At 73.9% G+C, this 15,909-nt stretch carries 14 protein-coding genes and 1 tRNA gene; 8 read left to right on the top strand and 7 right to left on the bottom strand.

Annotated features, from left to right (window positions below):
- The first annotated feature begins 72 nt into the window (after positions 1-72).
- Positions 73-1,503, top strand: a complete 1,431-nt coding sequence (locus tag ABD223_RS03070) for a hypothetical protein (RefSeq protein WP_344034269.1) — start codon at positions 73-75, stop codon at positions 1,501-1,503.
- Here ABD223_RS03070 and ABD223_RS03065 read toward each other — a convergent pair.
- Positions 1,493-2,272, bottom strand: a complete 780-nt coding sequence (locus tag ABD223_RS03065) for a hypothetical protein (RefSeq protein WP_344034268.1) — start codon at positions 2,270-2,272, stop codon at positions 1,493-1,495. The two genes, ABD223_RS03070 and ABD223_RS03065, sit on opposite strands and share 11 nt — an antisense overlap.
- A gap of 84 nt (positions 2,273-2,356) precedes the next feature.
- On the opposite strand from ABD223_RS03065, the gene ABD223_RS03060 reads away from it, so the two are divergent.
- The 4 genes from ABD223_RS03060 (at position 2,357) to ABD223_RS03045 (ending at position 6,113) form a co-directional block, all read left to right on the top strand.
- The gene (locus tag ABD223_RS03060; protein ID WP_344034267.1) at positions 2,357-3,568 is read left to right on the top strand and encodes a DNA cytosine methyltransferase; all 1,212 of its coding nucleotides are present in this window, start codon (positions 2,357-2,359) and stop codon (positions 3,566-3,568) included.
- Positions 3,569-3,961: 393 nt separating this feature from the next.
- Positions 3,962-5,227, top strand: coding sequence for a thioester domain-containing protein (locus ABD223_RS03055; RefSeq protein WP_344034265.1), 1,266 nt, complete (start codon positions 3,962-3,964; stop codon positions 5,225-5,227).
- 113 nt (positions 5,228-5,340) lie between these two features.
- A complete protein-coding gene (locus tag ABD223_RS03050; RefSeq protein ID WP_344034263.1) occupies positions 5,341-5,502 on the top strand; it encodes an antitoxin in 162 nt (53 codons plus the stop codon).
- Entirely contained in the window at positions 5,499-6,113 is a 615-nt protein-coding gene (locus tag ABD223_RS03045) for a putative glycolipid-binding domain-containing protein (RefSeq protein ID WP_344034262.1), read from the top strand. Before ABD223_RS03050 ends, ABD223_RS03045 begins: the two co-directional genes overlap by 4 nt.
- Before the next feature lie 133 nt (positions 6,114-6,246).
- Here ABD223_RS03045 and ABD223_RS03040 read toward each other — a convergent pair whose 3' ends face one another.
- The 5 genes from ABD223_RS03040 to ABD223_RS03020 form a co-directional block, all read right to left on the bottom strand.
- A complete protein-coding gene (locus ABD223_RS03040; RefSeq protein ID WP_344034261.1) occupies positions 6,247-7,431 on the bottom strand; it encodes a thiolase family protein in 1,185 nt (394 codons plus the stop codon).
- A gap of 12 nt (positions 7,432-7,443) precedes the next feature.
- Positions 7,444-9,237: a fibronectin type III domain-containing protein gene (locus ABD223_RS03035; RefSeq protein ID WP_344034260.1), complete on the bottom strand. Its 1,794-nt coding sequence runs from the start codon at positions 9,235-9,237 to the stop codon at positions 7,444-7,446.
- 56 nt (positions 9,238-9,293) lie between these two features.
- Positions 9,294-11,036, bottom strand: a complete 1,743-nt coding sequence (locus ABD223_RS03030) for a fibronectin type III domain-containing protein (RefSeq protein WP_344034259.1) — start codon at positions 11,034-11,036, stop codon at positions 9,294-9,296.
- Between the two features lie 28 nt (positions 11,037-11,064).
- Positions 11,065-12,015: a prephenate dehydrogenase gene (locus ABD223_RS03025; protein WP_344034258.1), complete on the bottom strand. Its 951-nt coding sequence runs from the start codon at positions 12,013-12,015 to the stop codon at positions 11,065-11,067.
- Between the two features lie 363 nt (positions 12,016-12,378).
- Complete coding sequence (locus tag ABD223_RS03020) at positions 12,379-13,614, bottom strand: M20 metallopeptidase family protein (protein ID WP_344034257.1); 1,236 nt, start codon at positions 13,612-13,614, stop codon at positions 12,379-12,381.
- Positions 13,615-13,703: 89 nt separating this feature from the next.
- Between ABD223_RS03020 and ABD223_RS03015 the strand changes: the two genes are divergently transcribed.
- The 3 genes from ABD223_RS03015 (at position 13,704) to ABD223_RS03005 (ending at position 14,822) form a co-directional block, all read left to right on the top strand.
- On the top strand, positions 13,704-14,192 hold the full coding sequence (locus ABD223_RS03015; RefSeq protein WP_344034256.1) for a tRNA adenosine deaminase-associated protein: 489 nt from the start codon (positions 13,704-13,706) through the stop codon (positions 14,190-14,192).
- 23 nt (positions 14,193-14,215) lie between these two features.
- A complete protein-coding gene (locus tag ABD223_RS03010) occupies positions 14,216-14,650 on the top strand; it encodes a nucleoside deaminase (RefSeq protein WP_344034727.1) in 435 nt (144 codons plus the stop codon).
- 87 nt (positions 14,651-14,737) lie between these two features.
- Positions 14,738-14,822, top strand: a tRNA-Ser gene (locus tag ABD223_RS03005).
- Between the two features lie 232 nt (positions 14,823-15,054).
- On the opposite strand, the gene ABD223_RS03000 is transcribed toward ABD223_RS03005, so the two are convergent.
- On the bottom strand, positions 15,055-15,261 hold the full coding sequence (locus ABD223_RS03000) for a hypothetical protein (protein ID WP_344034255.1): 207 nt from the start codon (positions 15,259-15,261) through the stop codon (positions 15,055-15,057).
- Between the last annotated feature and the right edge of the window lie 648 nt (positions 15,262-15,909).

The raw sequence follows: 15,909 nt of genomic DNA, 5'->3' as shown, positions 1-15,909 counted from the left end.
TGCCTCTACAGTGCGTGGCACCCGGCGCTCGCCGGCTGTCTCGTCTGCTTCTCATAAAGCGAGTTCTCGGCGATGGATCACGTCTTCCGCGCGCTTCAAGCGCGCCTGCGCACCCTTTTCGGCGACCGGCTGGTCGTGCTCGCGGGCGGCACCCGGCTGAGCGATCGCGTGGCCGAGCTGCACCAGCTCGGCGCCCGCCGCACGCTCGTGCTGTCGACGGACGACCACGCTCCCCTGCACGACTCGGAGATCGCCCGCTGGGTGCCGCTGGGCATCGGCGGCGGGTTCGTCGCCACCGAGCAGAACCGGCTCACCAGGCTGCTGACCTCGCCCAACCGCGCGGTCCGCGAGGTGCTGTCCGACTTCGACCCGCGCGGCGAGGCCCTGGTGATCAGCACCCCGTACGCGCACGTCCCGGAGTTCGCGGGCCGGCCCGTGCTCAACGCCCGCCGCCACGAGTGGGTGGAGCTGGAGAACAAGACCACGATCGACGCGCTGTGGGACGAGCTGTCCGCGCCGCGCGCGCCCGCAGTGGTGCTGGGCCTGGACTTCGACGCCCTGTGGGACGCGAGCCTGCGGCTCGACAAGGGCGCGGGCGCGGTGTGGTCCGGCGACGGGCCGGCGATCAACGGCGGCGCGAACTTCGTGCGCCGGGTCCGCGACCGGGCCGAGGCGCGCGAGGCGTTCGACGTGCTCGCGGCCAAGTGCGAGTTCATCCGGGTGATGCCGTTCCTGGAGGGCATCCCGGTGAGCGTGCACGGGATCGTGTTCCCGGATGGCACGGCGGTGCTGCGGCCGATCGAGATGGTCGTGCCGCGCCGCGCCGGCCAGGCCCGGTTCCTGTACGCGGGCTGCGCCTCGCACTACGACCCGCCCGCCCGCATCCGCGAGCAGATGCGCAACCTGGCCCGCCGGGTCGGGGAGCGGCTGCGCGAGACCGTCGACTACCGGGGCACCTTCACCCTGGACGGCATCGCCACCGCCGACGGCTTCCTGCCCACCGAGATCAACACCCGCTACGGCGGCGCGATGGTGTGCTTCGAGGACGCCCTGCCGCAGCTGCCGCTGGCGCTCGTGCAGGTGGCCCTGGTCGCCGGGCACGACCTGGGCGTGTCGTCGATCGAGTTCGAGGAGCTGCTGGTCTCGGCGGCGGACGGCTACCGGCACGGTTCGGTCGGCGCGAACGTGCGCGCGGTTCACCCGACCGAGATGGTGGAGCGCCCGGTCGTGTTCACCGAGTGGTCGTGCCGGTGGGCGCACCCCGAGGAGGTGCCGCACGCCGTGCTGCGGCTGCGGCCGTCGCCGCTGGGCGCCCGGCTGGAGCTGGACCTCGACGCCGACGAGCTGCCGCGCGGCAGGCCGGTGGTGGCGCTGACCGTGGCCGCGTTCGCGCTGGCCGACCAGGACTGGGGCACCTCGCTGGGCCCCCTGGAACCGGCCGTGCCGATCGACGACGACGAGCTGGTCGCCCCCGTGGTGGAGCCGACCGCGGTCACGGCGTGAAGCACTCCTGGTCGCCGTACGCGGCCAGGTGGGCGTACCGGTAGCCCATGAGCTGGAGGGTCACCTCGGGCGGCTGGTTGACCGGGTACCGCTTGCCCCGGTACGCGCGCAGCAGCTCGGGGTTCCCGTGCGCGGTGGTGCGCAGCAGCAGGGGCGTGGTCGGCGCGCCGCCCACCAGGTGGCGCGCCACCCGGGCGGCCTGCGCCAGCAGCCGCGGCGAGTGGTCGTCGGAGGCGATGGCGTCGGCCACGTCGGACACGTGCGGCGGCACCACCTCGGGCACCGCGATGGCCAGCGCCATCGAGCACGCCACCTCGGCGCCCGCCAGCGTCTCGAACACCTTCGGCGCGCCCTTGGCGACGTCGTGCCGCGTCTGGGTGATCCAGTCCGGCGGCTGCCTCGGCAGCTCGCGGCCGAGCGCGTTCCACCGGCGCCGGGTGCGCCGGCCGTCGTCGGTGAAACCCGCGCCCGCCAACGCCGTCGCGGCCAGCAGGAAAATCATCCGATCGCGTGTGTCGGCGGGCACCCGGTAGCTCGCGCCCAGCTCCACCAGGAACGGCACGGCCCGCGCGCTCGCCTCGGACACCGTGTCCTCGTCCAGCAGGCGGTCGACCAGCTCGGCGCAGGCGGCCTCGCGCACGGCGCGGTCGTCGTGCACGGCGTCGCGCAACAGGTCGTCCACACCCGCCCCGCGGGAGAGGACCGACCAGGGCACGTCCTCCAAGCCGCGCAGGGGATCGGGCCTCTGCCATGCTGGTGGGAGCTGCATGTCGCGCAAGCTACGCGATTCGGCGAACCGGTACCGGTGGGATCACTCGTCAGCGGAACGGCCGGGCGGCCGTACGATCGCGCGGTGCGCGGACCCCACTTCAAGGTCGTCGACCTGTTCTCCGGCGCCGGTGGCATGAGCCTGGGCTTCCAAGCGCACCGGGACTTCACCGTCGTCGGCGCGGCCGACGCCCAGATCGGCAAGCCGTCCTCCCGGCTGGGCTCGTTGCGGTGCAACGGGATCTACCGGGACAACATCGGCGTCGACCCGCTCCAGGTCGACCTGGGCCGGCTCGACCCGGCCGTGCTGCGGCAGGTGTGGGGCCTGGAGCGCGGCGAGCTGGACGTGCTGGTGGCGTGCCCGCCGTGCTCCGGTTTCACCCGGATCTCGCCGAACAACCACCTGCGCGACGACCCGCGCAACTCGCTGGTGGGCCGGGTCGCGGCGTACGTGGCGGAGTTCCGGCCCCGGGTGATGGTGCTGGAGAACGCGCGCGAGCTGGTCAAGGGCAAGCAGCGGCACCACCTGGACGGGTTGGCCGACCAGCTGCTGGAGCTGGGCTACGAGGTGGACGCGTCGACGCACATGTTCTCCCGCTTCGGCCTGCCGCAGCTGCGGGAGCGGGCCATGGTGGTGGCGGTGGACTCGGGCGTGCCGCTGCGCACGCTGGACGACGTGTGGGCCGGCTGGGAGGTCAAGCAGGGCGCGACGAGCGTGCGGCGGGCGATCGGCAGGCTGCCGCTCGTCGAGGCGGGCGAGGCGCACCCGGACGACGCGATGCACGTGTCGCCGTCGTTCCGCCGGGACCGGTCGCTGGAGCGGATGCGGGCCATCCCCGCCGACGGCGGCTCGTGGGGCGACCTCGTGGGCTCGGCGTCGGAGCTGCTGCTGAACCCGGCCCAGCGCAAGATCATCCAAGAGGGCAAGTGGGGCTCGCACCCCGACGTGTACGGGCGGATGTGGTGGGACGAGCCCGCGCGGACGATCAAGCGCGAGTGCGGCCACGTCGGCAACGGCCGGTACGCGCACCCCGAGCAGCACCGGCTGTGCACGGTGCGGGAGATGGCGCTGCTCCAGGGGTTCCCGCGCAAGTTCCGGTTCGACGTGTCGGTGATCGGCAACGCCTACCGGCACCTGGGCGACGCCGTGCCGCCGCTGATCTCGTTCCAGCTGGCGGCCCTGGTGCGGTGGATGCTGACCGGCCAGGCGCCGACGGCGAAGGACCTGTGCCTGCCCGGGACGTCGCTGCGGGTGGGCGACATCCGGCCGATCGCGCCGTCCGCCCTGGTCGCCTAGATCACCTTTTGGCAACGGTGTGGTATCGAAGCAGGATTCCGGGGAATTGCGGGTCTTCTGTGGACCAAGCCGCTGAACTGCGGAAACCGGAGTTGTCCACAGGGGTCCGACGGGGCGTTTCGCCTTGTCCCGAAACGGACTTCCGCGATCGGCCTCGACGCGGTGTCGATCAACTAGGTCATCCACAGTGGACTGATAAGACCCGTTTCCGCTGGTCGGGTCCTGTGTGGAGGGCCTGTCGGCCTTGTCGGACCGGGTGCTGCCGGATCGGATAGGGTTCGGCCGATTCTGTCGATCCGGTGTCGAACCCGCGCGGAGGCGTTCCACCGATTTCGGCAGTCCGCCGCCTTGATCCACACCAACGGGCTACCCTCGCGAGCCTCAAGGAGACACATGGCATCCCGGTTGACTCCGAAGCGCCTCGGGGCAGCGGTCCTCGGCGCCTCGATCGCCCTGTCCACCGCCGCGCTCCCCGCCTTCGCCGAAGCGGTGCAGATCATCCCGATCGAGCGCAAGATCCCGGGCACCGAACAGGACAACCCCGAGTTCTTCAAGCACCACGAAGAGGGCATCGAGATCGCGCTGGAGGGCGAGGAGCGCGACTGGTTCGACGCCAACCTCATCCCGCTGTACGTGGTCGAGGACGGCGACAAGACCGTCGTCAAGGCCTACTGCGTCGAGCTGCCGACCACGCTGAAGGACGGCACGCCGCTGCACGAGGTGCCGTGGGACGAGCACCCCAACCCCCAGACGAAGTTCACCGAGAACGCCGACCGGATCAACTGGATCCTGCACAACAGCTACCCGCTGCGGGAGACCTCGGTCCTGTCCGGCGAGACCGGCCGCGACATCGACGAGCGCGAGGCCATCGCCGCGACCCAGGCCGCGATCTGGCACTTCAGCGACGGCGCCGCGCTGAAGTCCGGCACGGCCGCGACCAAGGACGAGGACGCCGGGGTCGACGAGGACGTCCGCGCGGTCTACGAGTACCTGACCGGCGCGGAGAACGTCGGCGTCGAGCAGCAGCCCGCGCCGACCCTGGAGATCGAGCAGCCCGGGTCCACCACCGGCAAGGCCGGCGGCGACCTGATCGGGCCGTTCGTCGTCAAGACCACGGCCGACTCGTTCGTCCTGGAGGCCGACCTGCCCCAGGGCGTCACCTTCACCGACAAGGACGGCAACCCGCTGGCCCCGGCCGACGGCGGCTTCCGCGCGGAGGCCACCGAGCCGCAGGCCACCGAGATCTTCGTCAAGGTCGCCGAGGGCACCCCGGTCGGCGAGGTGAAGTTCTCCGTCAAGGCCGACGCCGAGCTCCAGCACGGTCGCCTGTTCGTGTCCGTCGACTCGGACAAGAAGACCCAGTCCCTGGTGATCGCCAAGCCGTCCAAGGTCCAGGTCGAGGCCCAGGCCGGGGCGAACTGGGTGGCGGGCACCGTGGTGACCCAGCCGAGCACCCCGTCGCAGACGAGCTCCACCGCGCCGACCACCACCACGACGGCCCCGACCACCACGACCACCCCGGTCGTGTCCGGCGGCGGTGACACCGACGAGCTGGCCAGCACCGGCGCGTCGATCTTCGTGCCGCTCCTGATCGGCCTCGGGCTGCTGGGCGCCGGCGCGGCCGCCCTGCTGGTCGTGCGCCGCAAGCGCACCGCCTAGTCACAACGGGTGATGGCGGCCCCCTCGGGAACCCCGAGGGGGCCGTCCTCGTTTGTCGCTGGGTGTGACCGGGCGGTTCGGGTAGCCTGCCTTGGGGAGTGCGAAGGAGCACCATGAACTTCGATGAGATCAAGGGCAAGGCGTCCGGGCTGCCGGGGCGGGACCGCGTGGAGGCGGCCGCCGGCGTCGGCCGGGCCGCCGGGTTCGCCGCCGACCGGTCCGGCCACCAGGCGCAGGCCGAGCCGGCCGAGGACATCCTCCCGGGTGGGCAGTGAGCACGGCCGAGCAGGCGGCGCCGACCGGCGAGACCCGGTCCCCGGCCGCCCAGATGCTGACCTGGCAGGGCTACGACGTGCCCAGGCTGGAGCAGGTGCGGCTGCTGCTGTCCGAGCGCAAGCTGCGCGCGTCCGGCCGCCTGGTGACGGCGGGTCCGGCCGAGCAGTTCAGCGGCTCGTACGAGGTGTCGGTCGGTGAGACCGGCGCGGTGAAGCGGGTCCTGCTGCGCACCGCGACGCTGTCCGAGGAGCGGCACGTGTCCATCAGCCGCTCGTCCGAGGGCGTCTGGCTGGTCGACCACGGCCAGGGCGCGGAACGGGCCGACTTCGAGGGGGCGCAGGACGTGGACGTGCAGTTCGCGGTCCTGTTCAACGCCCTCCCCGTGCGGCGGCTCAACCTCCACCTGGAGGAGGGCGAGCACGAGTTGTCGATGGTCTACGTGACCCTGCCGGACCTGTCGGTGCAGCTGGTGCGCCAGCAGTACCGCACGGTCACCCTCGGCGACGGCCGCTCGGTGGTCTCCTTCACGCACGGGGAGTTCCAGCAGGACATCACGTTCGACCAGACCGGCCTGGTGGTCGACTACCCCCGCATCGCCTACCGCATCTGAGCGGGGAAGCGCGAAGCCCTGGCTCCCGCCGCCCGACGGGCCCGCCAGGGCTCACTTCCCCGGTCGAGCGACCTCGGCCGCCCCGACCACACCGGGCGACCCCACCCCGCACCGTCGCTCGACCAGGCGATCGTCACACCCGGACGGCGATCGCCATCCCCTGCCCGACCCCCACGCAAGCCGCCGCCACGCCCAGGCCGCCACCGCGCGCCCGCAGGTGCCGGCACAGGTCCACCACCACCCGCGGCAGCGAGGCGCCCAGCGGGTGCCCGTAGGCGATCGCCCCGCCGTGCACGTTCACCTTCTCCGGGTCCACCTCCGGCAGGTGGTGCAGCACCGACAGCGCCATCGCCGCGAACGCCTCGTTGACCTCCCACAGCGCGACGTCCTCCGCGGCCACCCCCAGCCGCCCCAGCAGCTTCCGGATCGCGGCGACCGGCGCCAGCGTGAACCGCTGCGGCTCGTCCGCCGTCACCGCCGAACCGAGGAACTCGCCCAGCGGCGTGACGCCCAGCTCCGCCGCCGCCGCCTCGTCGCCCATGAGCAACGCCGCCGCGCCGTCGTTCAGCGGCGACGCGTTGCCCGCCGTCACCGGGCCGTCGTCCGAGAACGCCGGCTTCAGCTTCGCCAGCTTCTCCAGCGACGTCTCCGGCCGCACGGACTCGTCCCGCCGCACCGGCGACCCGTCCGGCAGCAGCACCGGGAACGCGAACCCGTCGTGCACCCCCGCGTCCCAGGCCGCCGACGCCCGCCGGTGCGACCGGAGCGCGAAGGCGTCCATCCGGTCCCGCGTGATGCCCAGCGACACCGCGACGTCCTCGGCCGCCCGCCCCAGCGGCACGGTCCACTCGGCCTTCATCCGCGGGTTCACCAGCCGCCACCCGAGCGCCGTGGACACCGACTCCAACCGGTCGGCGAACGCCCGGTCCGGTCGCGGCACCACGAACGGCGCCCGCGTCATGCCCTCCACGCCACCGGCGACCAGCAGCGACGCGTCGCCCATCGCCAGCGCCCGCGCGGCCTGCGCGATCGCCTCGCCGCCCGACGCGCACAGCCGGTTGACCGTCACCCCGGGCACCGAGGTGGGCAGCCCGGCCAGCAGCGCCGCCATCCGACCGACGTTCCGGTTCTCCTCGCCCGCGCCGTTGGTGTTGCCGAGCAGCACGTCGTCGATCCGGGCCGGGTCCAGCGCGGGGTGCCTGCGCAGCAGCTCGGTGATCGGCAGCGCGGCGAGGTCGTCCACGCGGACCCCGGACAACCCGCCGCGGTAGCGGCCGAACGGGGTGCGGGCGGCGTCGAGGATGAGGGGCCGTGGCATGGCCCCATCTTGTCACCGGCCGACGAAGAAGGGGATGAACGCCGAGGTGGGGCGGGTCTCACCCGATGTGCCGAACAGCCGGACCTCGATCATGTGCGGCCCGGCCGGGAACCCGGAGGTGTTCAGCGCCAACCGGTACCGCCCGACGATGCCCGGACCGCCCCGGTCGGTCGGCACCGCGGCCACCCGCTCGCCGTCCAACCACACGCCGAACCCCGCCAGCCCGGCGAGCGGCGCACCGGACCGGCCGCTCAGCTCCAGGTCGAGCACCAGCCGCCCGGGTCGCACGGCCGCGCCGGGCGGCACGGCCCCGCCGCCCGCGTCCAGCACCGCCCCGTCGACGCGGGCCAGCTCCGGGCCGGGGGTGGTCGGGGCCGCGGTGGCGGGCGCGGGGCGCGAGGGCGTCCCGCTCAGCTCCAGGTCCACGTGCGTCACCTGCACGCGCAGCCGGGTCAGCACCGTCACGACGAGGTCCTCCGGCGTCACCTCCAGCGCCTCCGCCGGCAGGTCCGCCACCACCGGGTAGACCACGCCCGCCCGCCACGGCGTCCCCGGCACGGCGGGCCGCAGCGGCACCTCCACCCCGGCCACCGACGCGCTCAGCGCGGGCGCCTCCGGCGACGCGTCGGTGTGCAGCAGGCCCATCCGCAGCTGCCCGCCGGTCACCCCGGGCAGCGGCGCGCCCTCCCCGCGCGCCCGCGCCCCGGGCGCCACCTCGACCTCGACGTCGGGCGCGGGCACCAGCGGCGGCGGCGAGGCGGGCGCCGCGTCGAACGCGACGAGGCTGATCGCCACCCGCTGCCCGGTCGGCCCGGAGACGGACACCAGCGCGGTCGCCTCGGACCACGTCGGCACGACCGGGCTGGTCGCCACCAGCTCGCCGTCGAGCAGCACCCGCGCGCCGTCGCGCCGCAGCACCAGTTCCCACCGGTGGGTGAAGCCGGGGTCGAGCGCGGGCACCTCGCGCACCGCCCGGGTCGGCGCGCCCCCGGCGGTCCGCACCCCCACCTCCGTGGTCCCGTTGCCGGTCTCGACCAGCAGCCGCACCGCGCCCGGCGGCAGCCCGTCGCCGCCGACCACCGACACCGGTCCGGGCACCAGGTCCAGCGCCAGCTCGCCGTCGGAGCCGGGCGCGTCGGTCTCCACCGCGAACCGGCCCAGCTCGTCGGCGTCCCGGAGGACGAACGGCGCCCGCGCCCGCAGCGTGGCCGGCGCCGCCGCGCAATTGCTGGCGAGCACCAGCCGCCGGCCGTCGTCGCCGCGGCCGGGCGTGGCGCGCGCGCAGTTGGGCCGGGACAGCAGCCGCCACCGCGTCGGGTCGGGCGAGTCGTCCCGGTCGAACGGGTCGGCCGACGCGTAGCCGTCCGCCGGCCGGCCGTGCGGGGTGCCGGAGGACCTCGCGGGCGCGGACCGCTGCCCGAACGCGTCCACCGCGTACACCTCGACCACGTGCGGCCGCTCGTCCTCCAGGCCGTCGAGCTGGACGGCGGACCGCGTGACCAGCTTCGACCGGTCGGCGCGGTCGGTGCCCCAGCGCACCTCGTAACCCGGCGCGCCGCCCTCCCAGCGCAGCTGCAACCGCCGCGGCCCGGACGTCACGGCCAGGTCCCGCGGCGCTTCCGGCGGCGCGCCCGCGGTCGGCACGAGCACGCCCTCGGCGGCGAACGGCGCGAGCGACGTCGGCGGCGGCGCGGAGGTGCCGGTCGGCGGGCCCGGATCGCCCGCGTCCGCGGTCCGCAGGACCCCGACCAGCCCGCCGAACAGCACCGCGCCCGCGGCGATGAAGGCGATCCGGCGACGGTCCACAGGGCAAAGCTAGGTGCCGGGGTGACGGCGGTCACCCCCCGTTGCGGAGCCGAGACCTACAACGGCCGGATCTGGAAGCTGTGCCGGTGCTTCCGCACCTCGCCCCGCTCGGCCACCGGGAGCACCCGCACCTCGACGTCGTGGCCGCCGGTGGGCACGTCGTCCAGCGGCAGCGCGAACTCGTGCCGCCCGCCCGCGGACCCGTTCGTGGGCAGCGTGGCGATCCGCTCGCCGTCGAAGTCGACCTCGACGCCCTTCACCGCGGCGACCTCGCGCGCCGCCGGGTCGCCCAGCTCGACGACCACCCTGGCGACGCCGTCCTCGCGCACCACGGTGATCGACGGCGCGGGCACCCTCGGCGCGGGCGTCGGGAGGTCGGTGACGGGGGGCAGGGGGCGGCGCGCGTCCGGGCCGTCGGAGATCACGAGCCGGGTGTCGGACGCGTGCGCGTACCCGCCCGCCCGGAGCCGCACGCGCCGGGGCTCCGGCTCGTCCGACGCGGTCAGCGGGAAATCGGCGTAGACCACGTCCTCGTCGGACCCGGAGCTGTCCTCCGGCATGCGCGTCGCGGGCGCGGAGTGCGAGCCGAACTCGAAGGTCATCGGCACGTCGGAGGGGGCGAACACGGTCGCGACCACGCGGACCGAGGTGCCGCCCGACAGCCGCGAGTCGGGCGCGGAGCCCAGCAGTTCGCCGTTGCCCGAACCGAGCCGCACCACCGAGGCGGGCTCCGGGTCGGCGGGGACGCCACCGACGCCGAACGAGTCCAGCAGGGTCTCGCGGGCCTCCCGGAACACCAGGCGTGGGCGGGCGACCCGCCAGGGCACGGCCACCGACGCGCCGGCCAGCGCCACTCCGTCGCGCAGCGCCACCACGGCGCCGGGCAGCACGCGCACCTCCCAGCGGTGCCGCACGCCCGACGACGGCAGCGTGAACGTGCCCGCGACGGGCGCCACCTCGTCGGTGGCGGGTACGCCCTCGCCGATCTCGAAGCGCGCGCTCGTCGACGTGAGGCGCAGGACGACCGCGCCCGGCGGCGGTCGTTCCGCCAGGGAGGGCAGGTCCTGGAACGGCTCGGGCAGCAGGGCGATCGACACCTCGCCGTCGGAGGTCAGCGGGCCGTCGGTGGTCAGGACGACCCTGCCGACCGCCCCGTCCGGGCCGGGCTCGCCCAGCGCCATCGGCACGTTCGACTGGAGTTCCAGCAGGTCGCAGGTGACCTCCAGTCGCCGGCCGTTGAACGGGCGCAGGCCGAGGCAGTCGGTGCTGTCACCGGTGGTGTCGTAGGGCTTGGCGGCGGTCAGGACGCGCCAGCGGTGCGGCGAGAGCGCCGCCGGACCGTCGAACACGTCGACCGGCCCGAACAGGTCGTCGTCCTGCGCCTCGTCGTGCGCCAACCGCGGCACGGCGGTCGCGGTGGCGGGCTCGGACCGGTTGCCCAACCCGTCGACGGCGCGGACCTCCACGGCGACGTCGGCGTTCACGTCGAGGTCGGTCAGCTCGGTCTCCGTGCCCTGGACCAGGCGCGTGGCACCGTTCCAGCGGACCTCGAAACCACCGTGGCCGAGGCCGCCCGCGGCGGTCCAGCTCGCGCGCAGGCTGGTGCGGTCGAGCGCGGTCAGCGCCAGGTCGGTGGGCGCGCGCAGCTCGTGGGTGTCCGGCACGTGCTCGACGCGGTCGGCGAGGAAGCGCTCGAAGGTCGGGGGAGGCGGCGGGGCGGACTCGTCGCGCAGCAGGGCGACCGTGCCGCCGAGCAGGACGACACCGCCGACCAGTGCGACCAGCTTCCGGCGCTCCACGGGGCGAACTCTATGGCCGCGCGCGTGGTCAGGGTGTGAGAGCGAGCGCGGTTGAGCCGTTCAGGCCAATGACGCGGCCACCGCGGGCGCCCAGGTCGCGCAGGGTCGCCAGGGCGCCCGGGGCGGTCAGGTCGACCGCGGCCTCGGCGAGCCGGGGCCGGTCCTCCAGGGCCAGGCGGGCGGTGTGGCCGGCCTCCACGGTCTTGGCCAGGCCGCCGGTCGAGGCGAGCGACCCGCGGGCCGCGCCGAGCCTGCCCAGCGCGTCGTCCACGGCGCCCAGCAGCGCGGCCCGGTTGCCCTCGCACATCGCCAGGACCAGCTCGGGGCGGCTGCCCGCGACGCGCGTGCCGTCGCCGAACGAGCCCGCGGCCAGGGAGAGGGCGAGCGGGCCGCCACCCGCGCCGACGCTGGCCAGCACGGCGGCGAGCACGTGCGGGAGGTGGGAGATGCGGGCCACCGCGGCGTCGTGGTCGGCGGCGGTGGTGGGCACGACGTGGGCGCCCGAGGCGAGGGCCAGGCCGATGACGTCGCCGAGCACGTCGAGGTCCGCGCCGTCCTCGGCGGTGACGACCCAGGCGGCGTCCCGGAACAGGTCCGCGCGGCCCGCGTCCCAGCCGGACCTGGACGTGCCCGCCATGGGGTGGCCGCCGACGTAGCGGGCGTGCGGCGCGACGCGCGCGACGAGGTCGGCGACCGGCCCCTTGACGCTGACGACGTCGGTGAGGCGGACGCCCCCGGGGAGGGCGCGCAGCACGTTCTCCACAGCCGGCAGCGGAACCGCCACGACGACGAGCGCGTCCTGCGCAACCGCGCGCTCAAGGGCGGCGGCGAGGTCGACGACGTCGTGACCGTCCCGGCGCGCGGCCTCCGCGTCGTCGTCCGAGGCGGTCGCGCCCCAGGTCACGAAGCCCGCGGCGGCTGCCGCGCGCAACACCGACCCGCCGATCAACCCCAGCCCGACCACGCACACGCTTCGCACGCCCCACATCCTGCCGGCGACACCGCCCAACCCCTAGTCGTCCACAGGCCGAGGAGTTGTCCACAGGTCGCGGATCGCCCCTCGCGCCCCCTCCCCGCCGCCGGCACGGTCGAAGCCATGAACCCGACTCCGACCGCACCGCTCACGACCACCGGCCTGCCCGCCGCCACCGGCCTGCTCACGACCACGGACCCGCTCTCCGCCACCGTCCCGCCCGTCGCCACCGGCCGGGCCGCGGTCGGTTCTCCTCCCGCGGCCCGGACCGGCCCGTCACCTCACGCGCCCGCGGCCACCCTCAGCGGGGGCGCCCCTCCACCGCCGGGCCTCCCACCGCCGGGCGGTGAGGAGGCGCCGCCGGGCGTCTCACCGCAGGGCATCCAGCGCGAAGGCGGTGTAGACGACCACGCCGTGCTCCATGGCCGCTTCGTCGAACAGCACCCGGCTGGAGTGGTTGGGCTCCGCCTGCGCCAGGTCGACCCCGCGCGGGCAGGCGCCCAGGAACGCCATCGCGCCCGGCACCCGCTGCAACACGTAGGAGAAGTCCTCCGCGCCCATCAGCGGGTCCTCCATGGGCGCGGCCCAGCGAGGGCCGAGCGCGGCGGCCGTCACCTCCATGACGTGCGGGCCCACCTCGGCGTCGTTCACCGTGACCGGGTAGCCGGGCACGATCGAGACGTCGGCGGTGCAGCCGTGCGCGGCGGCGACGTGCTTCACGACCTGCTGCAACTCGCGGTGCACCAGCTCCCTGGTGTCCTCCGACAAGGTCCGGATGGTGCCCTCCACGAGGGCGGTCTCCGGGATGATGTTGGTGGTCGTGCCCGCGGCGATCCGGCCGATCGTGACCACCGCCGGCTGGTGCACGCTGACCCGCCTGGCGACCATCGTCTGGAGCGCCCCGACCATGGCGGCGGCGGCCGGCACCGGGTCGATCGTGTCGTGCGGCATGCCGCCGTGCCCGCCGCGGCCGGTGACGGTGACGTGGAAGGTGTCGGCAGAGGCCATCGTCGGGCCGGGGCGGCTGATGACGACGCCGGACTGGAGCGTCGAGGTGATGTGCAGGGCGAACGCCTTCTCCACCGGCGTGCCCGCCGCGTCCAGCACGCCCTCGTCGAGCATGTGCCGCGCGCCGTGGTGGCCCTCCTCGCCGGGCTGGAACATGAACACGACCTGCCCGACCAGCGCCTCGCGCCGCGAGGACAGCAGGCGCGCGGCCGACGCCAGCATGGCGACGTGCGTGTCGTGGCCGCAGGCGTGCATGCTGCCGTCGACCTCGGAGGTGTACGCCAGGCCCGTCTCCTCCTGGAGCGGCAGGGCGTCCATGTCGCCGCGCAGCAGCACGGTCGGCCCCGGCTTGGCCCCGCGCAGCACGGCGGTGACCGAGCTGCTCGACCGGCCGGTGGTCACCTCCAGCGGCAGGCCGGACAGCGAGTGCTGGATCGCGGCCTGGGTCGCGGGCAGGTCCAAGCCCTGCTCGGGGTGCCGGTGCACCTGTCGGCGCAGCGCCACGGTCCTCGGCTGGAGGGCGCGGGCGGCCTCCACCAGCCCCGTGAAGCGGGGCTCGGGAGCGGTCGTCAAGGCGTGCGGCAGAGTTGTGCTCATCCCTCGATAGTGACACCGCGAGCCCCCGGTCGCCCGCGCCCGCGGCCCCCGTGCTACCGGCCATGTGCCCGTGGCCCTACGGTGTGCACATGGCACACCAGGAGCCGGTCAACGGCTTCGCTGCCGCGGTGGTCCGGGAGGACGGTCGCTGGCGGTGCAGCAAGATGGACAGCTCCGCGCTGTCCGAGCTCGACGCGGCGATCACGGAACTGCGCCAACTGCGCTCGACAGGCGCCGCCTTCGGGATGTTGGCGGTGGACGACGAGTTCTTCATCATCCTCCGCCCGGTCCCGGGTGGAGTGGCGCTGCTGCTGTCGGACGCCGCCGCGGCGCTGGACTACGACATCGCCGCCGACGTCCTCGACCTGCTGAGGGTGGACCCGCCCGACGAGGAGGACGACGAGCTGTGGCCGGAGGGCGACCTCGCGGTCCTGGCCGACCTCGGCATGCCGCAGCACGAGTTGCAGGTGATCGTCGACGAGGTCGAGCTGTACCCGGACGAGCAGCTCCAGATGATCGCCCAGCGGTGCGGCTTCGGTGACGAGTTCACCAAGCTGCTGGACAGCATCCAGGCGTGACCACCGGCAAGCCGTACGAGGCCATGGTGGAGGCCGCGCTGGAGGTCGCCGCCGAGGCCCCGAGGACCGGTGACATCCCCATCGGCGCGGTCGTCTACGGCCCGGACGGCGGGGAACTGGCCAGGGCCTGCAACGCCCGCGAGGCCCTGGGCGACCCGACCGCCCACGCCGAGGTGCTGGCCCTGCGAGCCGCCGCGACCGCCCACGGCGACGGCTGGCGCCTGACCGGCTGCACCCTCGCCGTCACCGTCGAGCCCTGCACCATGTGCGCCGGCGCCCTGGTCCTCGCCAGGGTCGACCGCGTGGTCTTCGGCGCCTGGGAACCCCGCACGGGCGCCGTCAGCTCCCTGTGGGACGTGGTCCGCGACCGGAGGCTCAACCACCGACCGGAGGTGGTCGGCGGTGTCCTGGAGGCCAGGTGCGCGACCTTGATGGAGTCGTTCTTCAAGGACCTCTGAGCCCCAACCAGCCCTCCTGACCAGCGTTTCCAACTCCAACCGACCCCCGTTTGGGTCATCCGGGGGCGGTCTTGTATTGTTCTCGGCGGTGGCGTGTCCGAGCGGCCGAAGGAGCACGCCTCGAAAGCGTGTGAGGTGAAAGCCTCCGTGGGTTCAAATCCCACCGCCACCGCTGCTCAGAGCCCCGCTCACCGAACCCGGTGAGCGGGGCTCCGACGTTTCGCCCCAGTCCTGGTCTCGACCCCCCCGACCACGGTCATTGGTCGTCGACCGGGGAGATCCGTGAGGCGCGGGTTCCGGTCGCCTGCACGGGGACCCGCGGGGTGGGGCTTCGCGGATCTCGTCCGCACCAACCGAAAACGGGGCCTGCCCGCTCTTCGGCGGACAGGCCCCGGTCTCCCGGCTCAGCGGCGGCTCGACCTCGACCCCCTGACCTGCCCGCCGGGAACTCGGCCGATCGTGATCTCCGGTTTCGGGAACAGGCGGATGACCACCTCGTCATCCCTGCCCTTCTTGCTCAGCACCAGCCACACCACACTGAAGACGAACACCAGGATCAGCGCGACGACGACCACGAACGCCCATGGATAAGCGCCGACAAGAGCTGCCATGGGGCAAGAGTAGGGTGTGAATGCGCGCGCACCGTGATCACCGGATCTTGGAATGGCACGGAGAACGGCGCCCGTGGCCGGTAACCGTGGCAGCGGTAAGAACCTTTTTAGACCACATCCAGGGCTGGGGCAAGATTAATTCCGGTAGTCCACACTCCCGGGCTACGGGTGACAGCGGAGCGTGGAAAGATCGACACGGCGGGCACCGGGTTGAATTGCATCTGTGATCTGCATCACACATGTTGAACTGGAAGTGCGCTGGTCCACGCGTTGTGACTCGATGACGACGGGTCCGGCGGCTCGCTCGACCGGTCGGTGCGGCGCCGGACCGCCAAGGTGCTCCGCTTGAATTCGGTCGAAACCGGCAATGTGCACGAGAACTGCGCGCTCTACTGATACTAGACCCCTGCCGGAATGATCGACAGGTGAACCGCGCTGATTCACGCGAAAAGCGGATGGTGTGGTTGCCGCGGGCGGTGCGCCCTTGATCGGGAACGGGTTCCGCGCTCCTGGGGGCGGAGGAGGCGCGGTTGCCGTAAGGTCGACCGGAACTTCCGGCCGCGCGGTGTCGCGCCGGCGGGAGCGGGAACGGCACAGGGGCGCCGAGCCGCACCTCGTCAGGCCGGGCCGGCGCCCCTGTCGTGCGCA

This window comes from Saccharothrix xinjiangensis, from assembly GCF_039527585.1.
GTDB classification, from domain to species: domain Bacteria; phylum Actinomycetota; class Actinomycetes; order Mycobacteriales; family Pseudonocardiaceae; genus Actinosynnema; species Actinosynnema xinjiangensis.
Note: the sequence above shows the minus strand (reverse complement) of the source record. Positions and strands in the feature narration are given on the sequence as shown.